12 protein-coding genes are annotated in these 15387 nt (G+C 68.9%); all 12 read left to right on the top strand.

Going from position 1 to position 15387, the window contains the following annotated elements; genetic code table 11:
• Positions 1-259 precede the first annotated feature (259 nt).
• The 12 genes from ACFOSH_RS26145 (at position 260) to ACFOSH_RS26090 (ending at position 14926) form a co-directional block, all read left to right on the top strand.
• Positions 260-1054, top strand: coding sequence for a TIGR03084 family metal-binding protein (locus ACFOSH_RS26145; RefSeq protein WP_378241705.1), 795 nt, complete (start codon positions 260-262; stop codon positions 1052-1054).
• Positions 1051-2745, top strand: coding sequence for an acyclic terpene utilization AtuA family protein (locus ACFOSH_RS26140; protein ID WP_378241704.1), 1695 nt, complete (start codon positions 1051-1053; stop codon positions 2743-2745). The genes ACFOSH_RS26145 and ACFOSH_RS26140 overlap by 4 nt, the downstream gene beginning before the upstream one ends.
• Positions 2742-3890, top strand: a complete 1149-nt coding sequence (locus ACFOSH_RS26135; protein WP_378241703.1) for an acyl-CoA dehydrogenase family protein — start codon at positions 2742-2744, stop codon at positions 3888-3890. The genes ACFOSH_RS26140 and ACFOSH_RS26135 overlap by 4 nt, the downstream gene beginning before the upstream one ends.
• Entirely contained in the window at positions 3887-5485 is a 1599-nt protein-coding gene (locus tag ACFOSH_RS26130; RefSeq protein ID WP_378241702.1) for an acyl-CoA carboxylase subunit beta, read from the top strand. Before ACFOSH_RS26135 ends, ACFOSH_RS26130 begins: the two co-directional genes overlap by 4 nt.
• Positions 5486-5490: 5 nt before the next feature.
• Positions 5491-7443 (top strand): ATP-binding protein, encoded by a 1953-nt coding sequence (locus ACFOSH_RS26125; RefSeq protein WP_378241701.1) that lies wholly within the window; start codon positions 5491-5493, stop codon positions 7441-7443.
• Entirely contained in the window at positions 7440-8606 is a 1167-nt protein-coding gene (locus tag ACFOSH_RS26120) for an acyl-CoA dehydrogenase family protein (protein ID WP_378241700.1), read from the top strand. Before ACFOSH_RS26125 ends, ACFOSH_RS26120 begins: the two co-directional genes overlap by 4 nt.
• An 11-nt stretch (positions 8607-8617) precedes the next feature.
• A complete protein-coding gene (locus ACFOSH_RS26115) occupies positions 8618-9469 on the top strand; it encodes an SDR family oxidoreductase (protein ID WP_378241699.1) in 852 nt (283 codons plus the stop codon).
• Complete coding sequence (locus tag ACFOSH_RS26110) at positions 9466-10107, top strand: TetR/AcrR family transcriptional regulator (protein ID WP_378241698.1); 642 nt, start codon at positions 9466-9468, stop codon at positions 10105-10107. The genes ACFOSH_RS26115 and ACFOSH_RS26110 overlap by 4 nt, the downstream gene beginning before the upstream one ends.
• 87 nt (positions 10108-10194) lie before the next feature.
• Positions 10195-10464, top strand: coding sequence for a hypothetical protein (locus ACFOSH_RS26105; protein WP_101606846.1), 270 nt, complete (start codon positions 10195-10197; stop codon positions 10462-10464).
• Positions 10465-10588: 124 nt separating this feature from the next.
• The gene (locus ACFOSH_RS26100; protein ID WP_378241697.1) at positions 10589-11128 is read left to right on the top strand and encodes a hypothetical protein; all 540 of its coding nucleotides are present in this window, start codon (positions 10589-10591) and stop codon (positions 11126-11128) included.
• A 206-nt stretch (positions 11129-11334) separates the two neighbouring features.
• Positions 11335-13338 carry a hypothetical protein gene (locus ACFOSH_RS26095; RefSeq protein ID WP_378241696.1) on the top strand — a complete coding sequence of 668 codons (2004 nt, stop codon included), beginning with the start codon at positions 11335-11337 and terminating at the stop codon, positions 13336-13338.
• A 19-nt stretch (positions 13339-13357) separates the two neighbouring features.
• On the top strand, positions 13358-14926 hold the full coding sequence (locus ACFOSH_RS26090; protein ID WP_378241695.1) for an amino acid ABC transporter substrate-binding protein: 1569 nt from the start codon (positions 13358-13360) through the stop codon (positions 14924-14926).
• The last annotated feature ends 461 nt before the right edge of the window (positions 14927-15387 follow it).

The following is a 15387-nucleotide window of genomic DNA, read 5'->3' as shown; positions in this document are numbered from 1 at the left end:
GCGCCTGGCTCATCGGAACCCTACGCGCCACCACACGAACCAGCCCAGTCCGCCACCTCTCCCTCACCCCAGCCGCCTGACCAGAGAAAACCAACAGCATCATCTAACGTCCCGAAATCCACACAGTCGGTGTCATGGGCCCGGCTCCGCGTCGCGAACGAGCGACTGAAGGGTCCCTTCAGCCCCCGTCAAAACAATCAGGCGTGCTTGATTTTTCTGGCGAGGGGTGTCAGCCTGAGGGGGACGCGAGGAGGCGGGCATGGCTGACCTGGGCGTGATCCTTGGGGATCTCGCGGCGGAATCGCAGGCCATCGATGACGTGGTGGCGGATCTGCCCGCGTCGGACTGGGCACGGCGGACCCCGGCCGAAGGCTGGACGATCGCCCATCAGATCGCCCATCTGGCCTGGACCGACCGGAAGGCGCTGATCGCGGCGCGCGGTTCCGAGGCCGAATGGCAGGCCGAGATCGAAGGGCTCCTCGCGACCGGGGAGACCTACGTCGACGACGGCGCGGCCGAGGGCGCGAAGACGCCGCCCCGGCAGCTGCTGGCCGAATGGCGGGCCGGCCGCGCGGAACTCGCGAAGGCACTCGACGAGGTGCCCAGCGGACAGAAGATCCCCTGGTACGGCCCCCCGATGAGCGCCGCGTCCATGGTGACCGCGCGGCTCATGGAGACCTGGGCGCACGGCCAGGACATCTTCGACGCGCTCGGCGTCGCGCGCGAGAACTCGGCCAGGATCTGGCATATCGCCCGGTTCGGGACCCGCACCCGCGACTTCGCCTACAAGCTCAACGCGCTGGCCCCGCCCGCCGAGGAATTCCGCGTCGAGCTGGCCGCGCCGGACGGCACCACCTGGGCTTTCGGGCCCGAGGACGCCGGGCAGCGGCTCGCCGGGAGCGCGGTCGACTTCTGCCTCGTCATCACCCAGCGCCGTCATCCCGCCGACACCGACCTGGTCGCCACCGGCGCCGACGTCCAGGAATGGCTCGGGATCGCGCAGGCCTTCGCCGGTCCTCCCGGGGCGGGACGGCAGCCGGGGCAGTTCGCGTGACCGGCCCCGTCAGGATCGGCAACGCGTCCGGGTTCTACGGCGACCGGTTCTCCGCCGTCCACGAGATGCTCACCGGCGGCCCGCTCGACGTGCTGACCGGCGACTACCTGGCCGAGCTGACCATGCTCATCCTCGGCCGCGACCGGATGAAGGACCCGAACCGCGGTTACGCCAAGACGTTCCTCCGGCAGATGGAGGCGAACCTCGCGCTGGCCAAGGAAAAAGGCGTCAAGATCGTCGCCAACGCCGGTGGGCTCAACCCCGCCGGGCTCGCGGACGCGCTTCGCGAACTGGCCGCGAAACTCGGCGTCGACGTCGCCATCGCGCATGTCGAGGGCGACGATCTCCTCCAGCGTGCGGAAGAGCTCGGCTTCGGCAAGACGCTGACCGCCAACGCCTACCTCGGCGCATGGGGGATCACGGACTGCCTGAACGCGGGCGCCGACATCGTGGTGACCGGCCGCGTCACCGACGCGTCGGTGATCGTCGGACCCGCCGCCGCGCACTTCGGCTGGGCGCGCGACGACTACGACGCGCTTGCCGGAGCGGTCGCGGCCGGGCACGTGATCGAATGCGGCACGCAGGCCACCGGCGGCAACTACGCCTTCTTCACCGAGCACGAGATCGGCGTCCCCGGTTTCCCGATCGCCGAGATCTCCGCCGACGGCTCCAGCGTGATCACCAAACATCCCGGCACCGGCGGTATCGTGAACGCCGGAACCGTTACGGCACAACTGCTTTACGAGATCACCGGCGCTCGTTACGCCGGGCCGGACGTGACGACGCGGTTCGACACGCTGACGCTCACCGAGGACGGCCCGGACCGCGTCCGGATCAGCGGCGTCACCGGCGAACCCCCGCCGCCGACGCTCAAGGTCTGCCTGAACGGCCTCGGCGGCTTCCGCAACGAGACGACGTTCGTCCTCACCGGACTCGACATCGAAGCGAAAGCCGCGCTGGTCAAGGAACAACTCGAAGGCGCGCTCAAGGCCCGCCCGCCCGCCGACGTCCAGTGGACGCTGGCCCGCACCGACCGGCCCGACGCCGAAACCGAACAGCAGGCGAGCGCGTTGCTGCACGTCGCGGTGAAGGACGCCGATCCGGAGGTCGCCGGACGCGCGTTCAGCGGTGCGGCGATCGAACTCGCCTTGGCGAGCTACCCCGGCTTCCACGTCACCGCGCCACCCGCGGCGGCGTCGCCCTACGGCGTATACCGGGCCGCTTTCGTTGACGCGCAAGAGGTCCCGCACGTCGCCGTACTGCCGGACGGAACGCGTCGCGACATCGCGCCCGCCACCGAAACGCTGCCTCTGTCCGATGTGGACGATGGTCGACCGCCCGCCCCGTTCACGCGGGCCGAGGTCCGCCGGGCGCCGCTCGGCAAGGTGATCGGTGCCCGCAGCGGGGACAAGGGCGGCAACGCGAACGTCGGTGTCTGGGCGCGTTCGGACGAGGCGTGGCGCTGGCTCGCGCACCGGCTCACCGTCACCGAGTTCAAACTGCTGCTCCCGGAGACCGCGGACCTCGAAGTCCGGCGGCATCTCCTGCCGAACCTTTGGGCGCTCAACTTCGTCGTCGAAGGCATCCTCGGTGAGGGTGTCGCGTCGCAGGCGAGGTTCGACCCGCAGGCGAAGGCGCTCGGGGAATGGCTGCGCTCCCGCGAGATCGACATCCCGGAGGCTCTCCTGTGACCGACCCCTTCTCCACGCCGGAACGCGTCGAGCTGCGCAAGACCGTCCGGCGGTTCGCCGAAGCCGAGATCCTGCCGTATCTCGACGACTGGGAGCGCGAAGGCGAACTGCCTCGCGACCTGCACCGCAAAGCCGGGGAGCTCGGGCTGCTCGGCGTCGGCTTCCCCGAAGAGGTCGGCGGCGGAGGCGGCGACTACCTCGACGCCGTCGTCATCGCCGAAGAACTGCACTACGCGGGTGGTTCCGGCGGGCTCTTCGCCTCGCTGTTCACCTGCGGCATCGCCGTCCCGCACATCGCGGCGGCAGGCGATCCCGTGCAGATCGAACGCTGGGTCCGGCCGGCGCTGGAAGGCGCCAAGATCGGCTCGCTCGCGGTCACCGAGCCCGACGGTGGCTCCGATGTCGCCGGGATCCGCACCACGGCTGTCCGCGAGGGTGACGAGTACGTCATCAACGGTGCCAAGACCTTCATCACCTCGGGCTGCCGCGCCGACTTCGTGACCACTGTCGTCCGCACCGGGGAATCCGGCGCGCACGGGATCTCGCTGATCGTGGTCGAACGCGGAACGCCGGGCTTCACCGTCTCCCGCAAGCTGGAGAAGATGGGCTGGCTCTGCTCGGACACCGCCGAGCTGTCCTATGTGGACGTCCGGGTGCCCGCGGAGAACCTGATCGGCGCCGAGAACAGCGGGTTCGCGCAGGTCGCCACCCAATTCGTCACCGAGCGGGTCTCGCTGGCGGTGCAGGGTTACGCGCACGCCCAGCGAGCGCTCGACCTGACGCTCGACTGGTGCCGGCTGCGCGAGACGTTCGGCCGTCCGCTGATCTCCCGGCAGCTGGTACAGCACAAGCTCACCGAGATGACGCGGAAGATCGACGTCGCCCGCGCGTACACCCGGCAGGTCGCCCAGCGGCACGTCGCGGGCGAAGAGGTCATCGCCGAAGCCTGTTTCGCGAAGAACACCGCCGTCGAGACCGCCCAATGGGTGGTCAACGAGGCCGTGCAGCTGCACGGCGGACTCGGCTACATGCGGGAGTCCGAAGTGGAGCGTCACTACCGTGACGTGCGCATCCTCGGCATCGGCGGCGGGACCAACGAGATCCTCACCGGCTTGGCCGCGAAGCGATTGGGATACACCGCATGAGCACGATCAGGTCCACTGTGGACGAGCGGAGTGAAGACTTCGCGGCCAACCGCGAGTCCATGCTCGGCAAGCTGGCCGAGATCGACGGCGAGCACGCCAAGGCGATCGCGGGCGGCGGCGAGAAGTACGTCACCCGGCATCGCAAACGCGGCAAGCTGCTCGCCCGCGAGCGGATCGAACTCCTCCTCGACGAGGACTCGCCGTTCCTGGAGCTGTCGCCGCTGGCGGCCTGGGGTTCGGACTATCAGGTCGGCGCCAGCGTGATCACCGGGATCGGCGTCGTCGAAGGCGTCGAGTGCATGATCTCGGCGAGCGACCCCACGGTCAAAGGCGGCGCCAGCAACCCGTGGACGGCCAAGAAGAGCTACCGCGCCGCGGACATCGCCGCGCAGAACCGACTGCCGGTGATCAACCTCGTCGAATCCGGCGGCGCGGATCTGCCGACGCAGAAGGAGATCTTCATCCCCGGCGGCCGGATCTTCCGCGACATCACGCGGTCTTCGGCGGCGAAGGTGCCCACGATCGCGCTGGTGTTCGGCAACTCGACCGCGGGCGGCGCGTACCTGCCCGGCATGTCGGACTACGTCGTGATGGTCAAGGAACGCGCGAAGGTGTTCCTCGGCGGGCCGCCGCTGGTCAAGATGGCCACCGGTGAGGAGTCCGACGACGAATCGCTCGGCGGCGCCGAAATGCACGCCCGCACCTCGGGCCTCGCCGACTACCTCGCGGCGGACGAAGAGGACGCGATCCGGCTCGGCCGCGGCATCGTCAAACGGCTCAACTGGACCAAGCAGGGGCCGACGCCGAAGCCGGATTACGCCGAGCCGCTGTACTCCGCCGAAGACCTGCTCGGCATCGTGCCCACCGATCTCAAGGTGCCGTTCGACCCGCGCGAGGTGATCGCCAGGGTCGCCGACGGTTCGGACTTCGACGAGTTCAAACCCTTGTACGGCAGCAGCCTCGCCACCGGCTGGGCGAACATCCACGGCTACCCGGTCGGCATCCTCGCCAACGCGCAGGGCGTGCTCTTCGGCGAGGAATCGCAGAAGGCGGCGCAGTTCATCCAGCTGGCCAACCAGATCGACACGCCGCTGGTCTTCCTGCACAACACCACCGGCTACATGGTCGGCAAGGAGTACGAGCAGAGCGGCATCATCAAGCACGGCGCGATGATGATCAACGCCGTGTCGAACTCGAAGGTGCCGCATCTGTCGGTGCTGATGGGCGCTTCGTACGGCGCCGGGCACTACGGCATGTGCGGTCGCGCCTACGATCCGCGGTTCCTGTTCGCCTGGCCCAGCGCGAAATCCGCGGTCATGGGGCCGCAGCAGCTGGCGGGTGTGCTGTCCATCGTGGCCCGTGCCGCCGCCGCGTCGCGAGGGCAGGACTACAACGAAGAGCACGACGCCGCCATGCGCGCCATGGTGGAGGGGCAGATCGAGCTGGAGTCGATGCCGATGTTCCTCTCCGGGATGCTTTACGACGACGGGATCATCGATCCCCGCGACACCCGCACGGTGCTCGGGCTCAGCCTGTCCGTGATCCACAATGGACCAGTGAAGGGCGCCGAGGGCTTCGGCGTCTTCAGGATGTGAGCGGCATGATCGAGAAACTTATGGTCGCCAACCGCGGCGAGATCGCCCGCCGCGTGTTCCGCACCTGCCGCGACGCCGGGATCGGCACGGTCGCGGTGTTCTCCGACGCGGACGCCGACGCGCCGCACACCGCCGAGGCGGACGTCGCCGTCCGGCTGCCGGGCAACGCGCCGTCGGACACCTACCTGCGGGCCGAACTACTGATCAAGGCGGCGGTCGAGACCGGCGCCGACGCGATCCACCCCGGTTACGGCTTCCTGTCCGAGAACGCCGCGTTCGCGCGCGCCGTGATCGACGCCGGGCTCACCTGGGTCGGGCCGCCGCCGGAAGCCATCGAAAGCATGGGCTCGAAGGTCGAGTCCAAGCGGATGATGGCCGACGCCGGTGTCCCGATCCTGTCCGAATTGGACCCGGCCGCGGTCACCGAAGCCGACCTTCCCTTGCTGGTCAAGGCTTCCGCCGGTGGCGGTGGACGCGGCATGCGCGTCGTGCGCTCGCTCGGCGAACTCGCCGAGGCCGTCGAAGGCGCGAGTGCGGAGGCCGCGTCGGCCTTCGGCGACCCGACCGTGTTCTGCGAGCGGTACCTGGAGACCGGACGGCATATCGAGGTCCAGGTGCTCGCCGACACCCACGGCACGGTGTGGGCGGTGGGGGAGCGGGAATGCTCGATCCAGCGCCGCCACCAGAAGGTCGTCGAGGAGGCGCCGTCGCCCTTCGTCGACGAAACCATGCGGGAAGCGTTGTTCGACGCCGCCCGCAAGGCCGCGCAGGCGATCGATTACGTCGGCGCCGGAACGGTCGAGTTCCTCGCCGGTTCGGACGGGCGGTTCTACTTCCTGGAGATGAACACCCGGCTCCAGGTCGAGCACCCCGTCACCGAGGCCACGACAGGCCTCGACCTCGTGTCGCTGCAACTCCGGATCGCCGAGGGCGAGCACCTGCCGATCGACGAGCCGGAGACACGGGGCCACGCGATCGAGGTCCGGCTCTACGCCGAAGACCCGGCCGCGGGCTGGCAGCCGCAGAGCGGCACCTTGCACCGTTTCGAACTTCCCGCCGCGAAGCGGGAATTCGAAGTGGGCCCGGGTGCCCGCCTCGACTCCGGTTTCGTCAGCGGCCAGACCGTCGGTGTGCACTACGACCCGATGCTCGCCAAGGTCATCGCCTTCGCCCCGGACCGCCGGAGCGCGGCGCGGGCCTTGGCCGGAGCGCTGGCCGGCGCGGAGATCCACGGCGTGGTGACCAACCGCGACCTGCTGGTGAACGTGCTGCGTCACGAGGCCTTCCTCGCAGGCGAGACCGATACGGCGTTCTTCGACCGGCACGGGCTCGAAACCCTGGCGAAGCCATTGGCCACTGTGGACACTGTACGGATTTCCGCGCTGGCCGCCGCTCTGGCGGGCGCCGCGGTGAACCGTACGGGCGCTCAGGTGCAGGGACGACTGCCGAGCGGCTGGCGAAATGTGCGCTCGCAAGGGCAGCGCAAACGTTTTCGTCAGGGCGAAGAAGAGATCGAGGTCGTCTACACGCTCACCCGTGACGGCCTGCGCGCCGACGGTTTCGAGGGCGTCGAGCTGGTTTCGGCCGAAAGCGGCAGCGTGGTCCTGGAGGTTTCCGGGGTGCGGCGGAAGTTCGCCGTCGCCCGGTACGGCGACGCCGTGTACGTCGACTCGCCGGAAGGCACCGTCGAACTGAACGTGGTGCCGCGGTACACCGATCCCGACGCGGCGCTCGCCGCCGGTTCGCTCGTGGCGCCGATGCCGGGCACGGTCGTCCGGCTCGCGGTCGAAGCCGGTGACACCGTCAAGGCAGGCGATCCGTTGCTGTGGCTGGAAGCGATGAAGATGGAACACCGGATCGCGGCGCCCGCCGACGGCGTCGTGACCGAACTCCCGGTGGTGGTCGGACAACAGGTCGAAGTGGGCACGATCCTCGCGGTGGTAGGAGACGACGAATGAACGCGATGAACTTCACCGAGCCCGAGGAGCGCGCCGCGCTGCGGGCCGCGGTCGCCGAACTCGGCAAGAAGTACGGGCACGAGTACTACTCCAAGCAGGCCCGCGCCGGGCTCAAGACCGAAGAACTGTGGGCCGAGGCCGGACGGCTGGGCTATCTCGGCGTGAACCTGCCCGAGGAGTACGGCGGCGGGGGAGCGGGGATCGCGGATCTCGCCGCGGTGCTCGAAGAACTCGCCGCGGCGGGCTGTCCGCTGCTGCTCATGGTCGTCTCGCCGGCGATCTGCGGCACGGTCATCTCACGGTTCGGCACCGACGAGCAGAAGAAGCGCTGGCTGCCCGGCATCGCCGACGGCAGCAGGCGGATGGTCTTCGCGATCACCGAACCGGACGCCGGGTCGAACTCGCACAAGATCACCACCACCGCGAAACGCGACGGCGGTGACTGGGTCCTCAGTGGACGGAAGGTCTACATCTCCGGTGTCGACGAGGCGGACGCGGTCCTGGTCGTCGGCCGTACCGAGGACTCCAAGACCGGCAAGCTCAAGCCCGCGCTGTTCATCGTCCCGACCGACGCGCCCGGCTTCGAGTACAAGCAGATCGACATGGACATCGTCTCGCCGGAGAAGCAGTTCGGCCTGTTCCTCGACGACGTCCACCTGCCCGCCGACGCGCTGGTCGGCGAGGAGGACGCGGCGATCGCGCAGCTGTTCGCCGGGCTCAACCCCGAACGCATCATGGGCGCGTCGTTCTCGCTCGGCATCGCGCGGTACGCGCTGGGCAAGGCCGTGGCCTACGCCAACGAGCGCAAGGTGTGGGGCGCGCCGATCGGCACCCACCAGGGGCTCGCGCATCCGCTGGCCGAGATCAAGATCGAGCTGGAACTGGCCAAGCTCATGACGCAGAAGGCGGCGTCGCTCTACGACTCCGGCGACGATTTCGGCGCGGGCGAGTCGGCGAACATGGCGAAGTACGCCGCCGCCGAGGTCGCCATCCGGGCTGTCGACCAGGCCGTGCAGACCCACGGCGGTAACGGCCTGGCCAGCGAATACGGGCTGGGCACGCTGGTCGCGGCCGTCCGGCTGGGCCGGATCGCGCCGGTGAGCCGCGAGATGGTGCTCAACTTCGTCGGCCAGCACAGCCTCGGCCTGCCCCGGTCCTACTGAGAGGCGAGTCCATGAGCACGCTCCACGGCAAGACGATCATCATCTCCGGCGGCAGCCGCGGAATCGGCGAGGCCATCGCGGTCCGCGCCGCCCGCGACGGGGCGAACATCGCCCTGCTGGCCAAAACCGCCGAACCGCATCCGAAACTGCCGGGAACGGTCCACACCGCGGCCAAGGCGATCGAGGACGCCGGCGGGCAGGCGCTGCCGATCGTCGGCGACGTCCGCGACGACACGTCGGTCGAGGCCGCGATCGCGCGGACCGCCGAGCAGTTCGGCGGTATCGACATCGTGCTCAACAACGCCAGCGCGATCGACCTGACGCCGACCGAAGCGGTCAGCATGAAGCGTTACGACCTGATGCAGGACATCAACGCGCGCGGGTCGTTCCTGCTGTCGAAACTCGCCATCCCGTACCTGAAACTGGCGGACAACGCGCACATCCTGACGCTGTCGCCGCCGATCAGCCTCGACGAGAAGTGGTTCCAGGCCGGGCATCTCGCGTACAGCATCGCGAAGTACTCGATGAGCCTGGTGACCGTCGGGCTCGCCGCGGAACTGCGGCAGTACGGGATCGCGGCGAACTCGCTGTGGCCGCGCACCACGATCGACACCGCCGCCATCCGCAACGTCGTCGGCGCCGAACTCGCGGCGAAGTCGAGGACACCGGAGATCATGGCGGACGCGGCGCACGCGATCCTCACCAAACCGAGCACCGAGACGTCGGGGAATTTCTACCTCGACGACGAGGTGCTGGCCGCCGAGGGTGTCACGGACTTCGCGAAGTACCGCGTCGGCGGGCGGGAGGAAGACCTGCAGCTCGATTTCTGGGTCGAAGGTCGTACTCCAGAATCAAGGCCATGATCCGCGAACCGCAACAGGAGCGCAGCCGCACGACTCGGCGGCGGCTGGTCGAGGCCGCCGTCGAGACGATCGGGCAGCTGGGCTGGAACGGGACGACGGTCGCGGTGATCGCCGAACGCGCCGGGGTCTCGCGCGGTGCCGCCCAGCACCACTTCCCGACCAGGGAGGACCTGGTCGCGGCCGCGGTCGAGCACGTCGGCGAGATCCAGATCGTGGAGCTGCGCGCCCGCGCGGCGGAACTGCCGTCGGGCCGGTCGCGGATCGAACGGGCGGTCGACATGGTGCTCAACCTCTACAGCGGGCCGATGTTCCGTGCCGCGCTCCACCTGTGGGTCGCCGCGTCGACCGACGAAGGGCTGCGCGCCACCCTGGTGCCGCTGGAGGCGCGGGTCGGGCGGGAAGCACACCGGGTGACCGTCGAACTCCTCGGCGTCGACGAGTCCCACGAGGGTGTCCGGGAGCTGGTCCAGGCCACTCTCGATCTTGCCCGCGGCCTTGGCCTGGCGAATCTGCTGACCGACGACACGAAGCGCCGCAAGCAGATCGTGGCCCAGTGGGCCAGGGTCCTGGAGCCCACCCTGGTGCTGGCAAAAAGCAAGAAGATCGAACGGAACGTAGAGAATCCCGGGAACGTCTGAGATCTTGTTAACACTGATGGAGCAGCGACCGATAACACGGTGTAAGTGCTGCTGAATCAGGTGGCCGATCGAAAGAGGTGCGTCCCGGTGTCCGGTTCAGAGGTCGAGCTGTCCCATCGAGCCATGGCGATGCTGCGAGCGGTCGCGGCCCGCCGAGCCCAGATGTCGTGCAGCTGCGAGCCGGACCTCTTCATCGACGGGTTCGCCTGTTGTGACCAGATGACCGCGCACGCCCTCGCCCACGGCGGCTACATCCGCCCCGCCGAGTCCACCGGGCTCTCCGCGGTCACCGGCCGGGTGCCCGCCGAGCTGACCGAAGCCGGCGAAGCCGCGATCGCGGTCACCGCAGCGGCCTGACCTTTCGCCGCACCGTCTGTCCGCTGTGGACGACGGCCGTTTACAACCGCCTCCCGCGTTCCTAGGATCCACCCCGGGTTGAGGCCGCCGCGTCGATCGGCGGACCGGGGTTTGGGAGGTGCCGATGGCACGGACGGCTCGCCGCGAGGCCGGTGGGGACGCCCTGAGCGAATTGATGCGGGCCGCCGGTGCGGCGCCCCGTCGCCGGGGACCACCCGGGCCGAAGCACCGGGCGCCGATCGCCGTCCTTCCCGGCAAGGGCAGGTTCCGGCGGATTTCGGCGCTCTCGGCGGGTGGCGTCATCGTCGGCGGACTGCTGGCCGTGCTGCTCACCCCGGCCGACTCGGCCGAAGTCATCCCGGGGACGCCGCTCCCGCCGCCGTCGCTGACCATCGCCCCGCAGGCGATCGAGGTCCCGGACGACGCGGTGCCCCCACCCGTCCCGTCGGGGCCGTCGGGCGGCAGTGTCGCGCCCCCGCCGCCGATGACCGCGTCGATGCACGGCTCGGAGACGCCGTCCCCCACTCCGACGCCCGCTCCCGAGGAGCGGCAGGATCCGCGCGCCGGCCACCACGACCACGATTGGTACTACGACTGGTACTACGGCGGCGGATATCCCGGTGGGTATCGGGGCGGCGGTCGTCAGCCGCACTGGGGCGGATAGCGCCGATCGGGTGATCGGCGGTATCGCTCGCCGTCGAACGATAATTACGATTCTCGCCGGATTTCGTCCTTTCGTGTCTGGTGTCATTTTTCCTGTGTCCCGGCTTCGGCCGGTTACCTACGATAGTTCGCACTCTCTCCCTTTCCCTCCCGGAGCACAGCTAGGGGCTGAACAGGAAAATGAGTGCGGACCGACATTCTCCCGCGGTGCAGCTCGCCCGGAGAATGCTGATCAACCGCGAGACGGGGAATCCGTCCCGCCAGCAGCCGGTGACGCTGCTGCTCGGACCGGTGGGTTCGGGGAAGACCACGGCCTTGGAAGCGATCCGTCGCGACCTGGGCTGGGGTGTCGTGCACGCCGGATTCGATTTCGGGCAGGGCGGCAGAGCGGGCACGATCGACGTGCTCACGAAACTGGCCTACGGACTGTCGAGTAAATGGCGAAATCGGCCGAAACCGCAGTTCGTGCGTTTCACCATCGCGTTGATCGCAGTCCAGGCGGAGCTGTCCGGAAGAAATCGTGACGAAGACCTGGGACAACTGAAGTCCTTGATCGGCAGTTTCCACGGAATCATCTGGACGCCGGCGCTGGACAAAGCGCTCGACACGCTGACCGAGACGGCGAAGGCGACAGGTCTCGTCGAACCCCCGTACGCGGATTTGTTCCGCCAGACGTTCCCGCATCTGGTCCGCAACATCCGGCCGAGGCTCGGCAAGGCACTGCGGTCGCTGGCCGACTTCCCCAACGCCGAGGGCAGATCCCCGTTCGACGCGCTGCTCGAACTCAACCGGCTCGCGCACGGCAGCGCCCGTGACGCGAAGGCCGTCACCGAATGGCTGATGGCGGCGTTCCTCGGCGATGTCCGGGAGAACCATCCGCGGCTGGCCAAACCGGAGGAGAAGAGCCCCTGCGCCTGCGACATATCGCAGCAGCGCAGGCACTGGCACAACTGGGTGATCGTCCTCGACGATGTGGACCATGCGGGCGGGACCGAGTTCCTCGCCGACCTCGTCGCCGCGCGGGAACGGTACGCCGTGCAGCATCCGAACGACCGCGACGCGCACGACGCGCTGCTGGTCATCGCGACCAGCGGGCGATGGCACGAGGACTGGGGACCCGCCTGGCTGGCGCCGTGGAAACCCGTGTCCGGCGCCCCGCCGACCGGCCGGCCGATGGCGGACTGCGATGAGGCCTCGTACGAAGACTGGGCGAATCCGGCCTACGGCACGCTCGATTCGCCCTACTACCCCGTCCGGATCTCGCCCCAGCCGAGCGGGCGGATCGCGCGAGTCCTCGATTCCGGAGTGGGTACCCCGCAGGTCACGCTCGCGCACCGGGCGACCGGCGGGTTGCCGTCGGCGGTCGCGCAGCTCGCGATGCGGTTGCGGACAAGCCTCGTGCGCGAGGGTGACCGCGATCTGCTCACCACCGATCCCGGTGGTGAGCAGGATCCCTGCTACCGAAGGCTGGCCGAGCTCGGGTTGACCGAGCACCTCGACGACGTCCACCTCGACGACTTCGTGACCGCTGCCCCGTTCGCGACCGCGCCCTGGCTGATCCCGGACGCCGCGCAGAGCCGGATCGACCAGCCGCACGTCGGGCGGATCCTGACCGAGCTGCGCACCTCGTTGTGGGTGACGGCGAAGAACTCGGCGGGCACGACCGAGGACCAGGCGGCCCTGCATCCGTGGATCGCCGCGAACCTGGTGTCCGCGCTGGCCCGGCGCGGCGACGGGGACGGGCCGACCTACACCGACCAGTTCAAGGCCCTGCGCGACGACCCGGACACCGCGCAGGACCCGGTGCGCCTGGCCTACTGCAACCTCGCGCTGGGCGACATCGGCGAGGTGGTCTCCTTCTTCGAGCGGGAGTTCAACCGGATCCCGCACGCGGAGTGGGTCGCGAAACTCGAGCTGGTGCTGAACGCGCCGGACGATCTGCCACCCGAGCGGGACCACGCGGAGCTGTACGACGAACTGGTGAACCTGGACAACGCGCGCCGTCCCGCCGACCGCTCCGAGATCCGGAACAACGTCGCCCGGCTCGTCGCGGCGGGCTGGCTGACCGCCAACCCCTTCGCGGTCCGCGGCCCGGTCCAGCACCAGGTGATCGCGAACGCCTTCGCCGCGCTGGCCACCACCTCGCACCAGCCCGACGTCGGCGCGCTCGTGTCGGCCAAAGAACTCGCCCGTCGCGGCGAATTCCCCTGAACCTGAACGGAACCTCGTCATGTCCTGGCTCGATGCGTTGAGAACCCGTATGTCCGAGGCCCGTGAACACGCGGCGACGGGCCCGCCGGTGCGGCCCCGCGGCTGGGCGCGCCGTCATCGGGCGCTGCTGATCGCGGTCGTGGTCCTGCTGGCCGGTGCCGCCCTGGTGGGGCTCAGACCGTGGGAGTCCTGCGGGGCCGGCCTGCACTCGGTGAGCGCGAACAAGGAGTCGGTCGGCTCGTCGTATGTCTGTGTCGGGTTGAACCTCGACTCCGGTCCGGTGCGGGACGACGATCCGCTCGACCCGCTGGAGAAGCTCGTCAAGGCCCGCAACGAAAAGGCGGGCGCCGACTTCAAGACCATCGTGGTGCTGGAGAACCTGGCCCCCGATCCGAAGGTCGACAGCCAGCCGTTCCTGTTCGTGCAGCGTGAGGTGCAGGGGGCGATCACCGGCGCCTGGCCGAAGAACGGGCCCCCGGGGATCAAACTGCTGCTGGCGAACTACGGGAGCAACGCCGACCACTGGCGCGTCGTCGCCGACGAGATCATCGCCGCGGCCGCCGCCCAGCGCATCGCGGCGGTCACCGATGTCGGCACCAGCTCGGAGAACAGCCGGGCTTTGGTGGCCGAGCTGTCCCGGCACGGCATCGCCACGATCGGCGCGACCGTCACCGCGGACAACATGAACACCGATCCGAAGGGCGCGCGGATCGAGAACTTCTTCCGCGTGGGCCCGACCAACACCGACGAGGCCCGCGCCGCCGCCGGGTACATCGCCACGCATGGCTTCCAGCGCGTGATGATGATCCAGGGAGTCAGCAAGGAGGACACCTACGCGACCACCCTCGCCGAGGCCTTCCTGAACTCGTCGAAGGTCCCGGTCATCTTCACGAAGACCTACGACGTCAAACCGCTCGCCGACAAGTCGCGCGAGGTCTATCTCCGGGGCCTGTTCAGAAGCTGGCACAACGACATCTGCGGCGCGAGACCCGATCTGATCTACTTCGCCGGCCGTGGCCTCGATCTCGGCGCTCTCGTGGCTGCGCTGGCGGGCGACGGCGCCTGCGAAGGAGTCGATTCGGTGACCGTGATGACCGGGGACGACGCGAGCACCCTCGCCGGGAAACCCTTGGAACTGAACAAGGACATCAGTGTCCGGCTCCGCTACACGGCACTCGCCTATCCCGACCAGTGGGATATGTTCACCGCCGATCCGGCATATCCGACGTACAAGAAGAACCACGACAACTTCATCGCCGAATTCACCGGCACTCATGGTTTCCCCAAGCGGGAACTGTGGGACGGCGCCGCGATGATCGAACACGACGCCGTCGCGGCGGCGGTCGAGGCCGCGATGCGGAACGTGTCGGCGGATCCGGTCTCGATGGCGAACATGGTGCGCAGCATCGACTGCAACTCGTCGGTGCCCGGTGCCACCGGGTTCGTCGCGTTCGACCAGACGACGGGGAACCAGCTCGACAAGGCGTTGCCGATCCTGTCCATCGCCCCGGACGGCTCGGTGCATCCGGTCGACCTGGTGTGGTCGCGGGGGAGGCCGCTGAACACCGCGCCGGACTGTGGGCGTTGAGGTGGCTACTGGGTTTTGGCTGCGGTTGTTCGTAGGTCCGGTCCGTGAAGGGCTCCTTGCCTACCTTGACGGTAGGGAGGGAGGCTTTCACTACCTTCGTTCGGTCAGGTGCCCCAGCGGATGCGCGTGAAGGCCCCCTTCCCTCGGCTCAGCCGAGGGAACGCGACCTTCGTGCGTACCGCAAGGGGGAGGCGTGGCGGCACCGAGTGGGGCGGGGTGGTCGTGAGTGGCAAGTGCCGTTAGAACGGCACTTGCCACTCACGACCACCTGTACCGATGCCTCACCGCCACCTTCGCGGCCCTTCCGCCGGTGCGAAGGCCTTCCCCTCCCGCCGCCGGTGATCCGCGACATGCGTGGTGAAGGCCTCCTTCCCTGCCTTGAGAGTCAATGCCAGGAACTTAAGGGCTGGCGTTGATCACGGTTTGAGGGTGGTGGGCGTGGTGGCCTGAGAGGGCAACGA

It is taken from the genome of Amycolatopsis speibonae, from assembly GCF_042647925.1.
Taxonomy (GTDB): Bacteria; Actinomycetota; Actinomycetes; order Mycobacteriales; family Pseudonocardiaceae; genus Amycolatopsis; species Amycolatopsis speibonae.
Note: the sequence above shows the minus strand (reverse complement) of the source record. Positions and strands in the feature narration are given on the sequence as shown.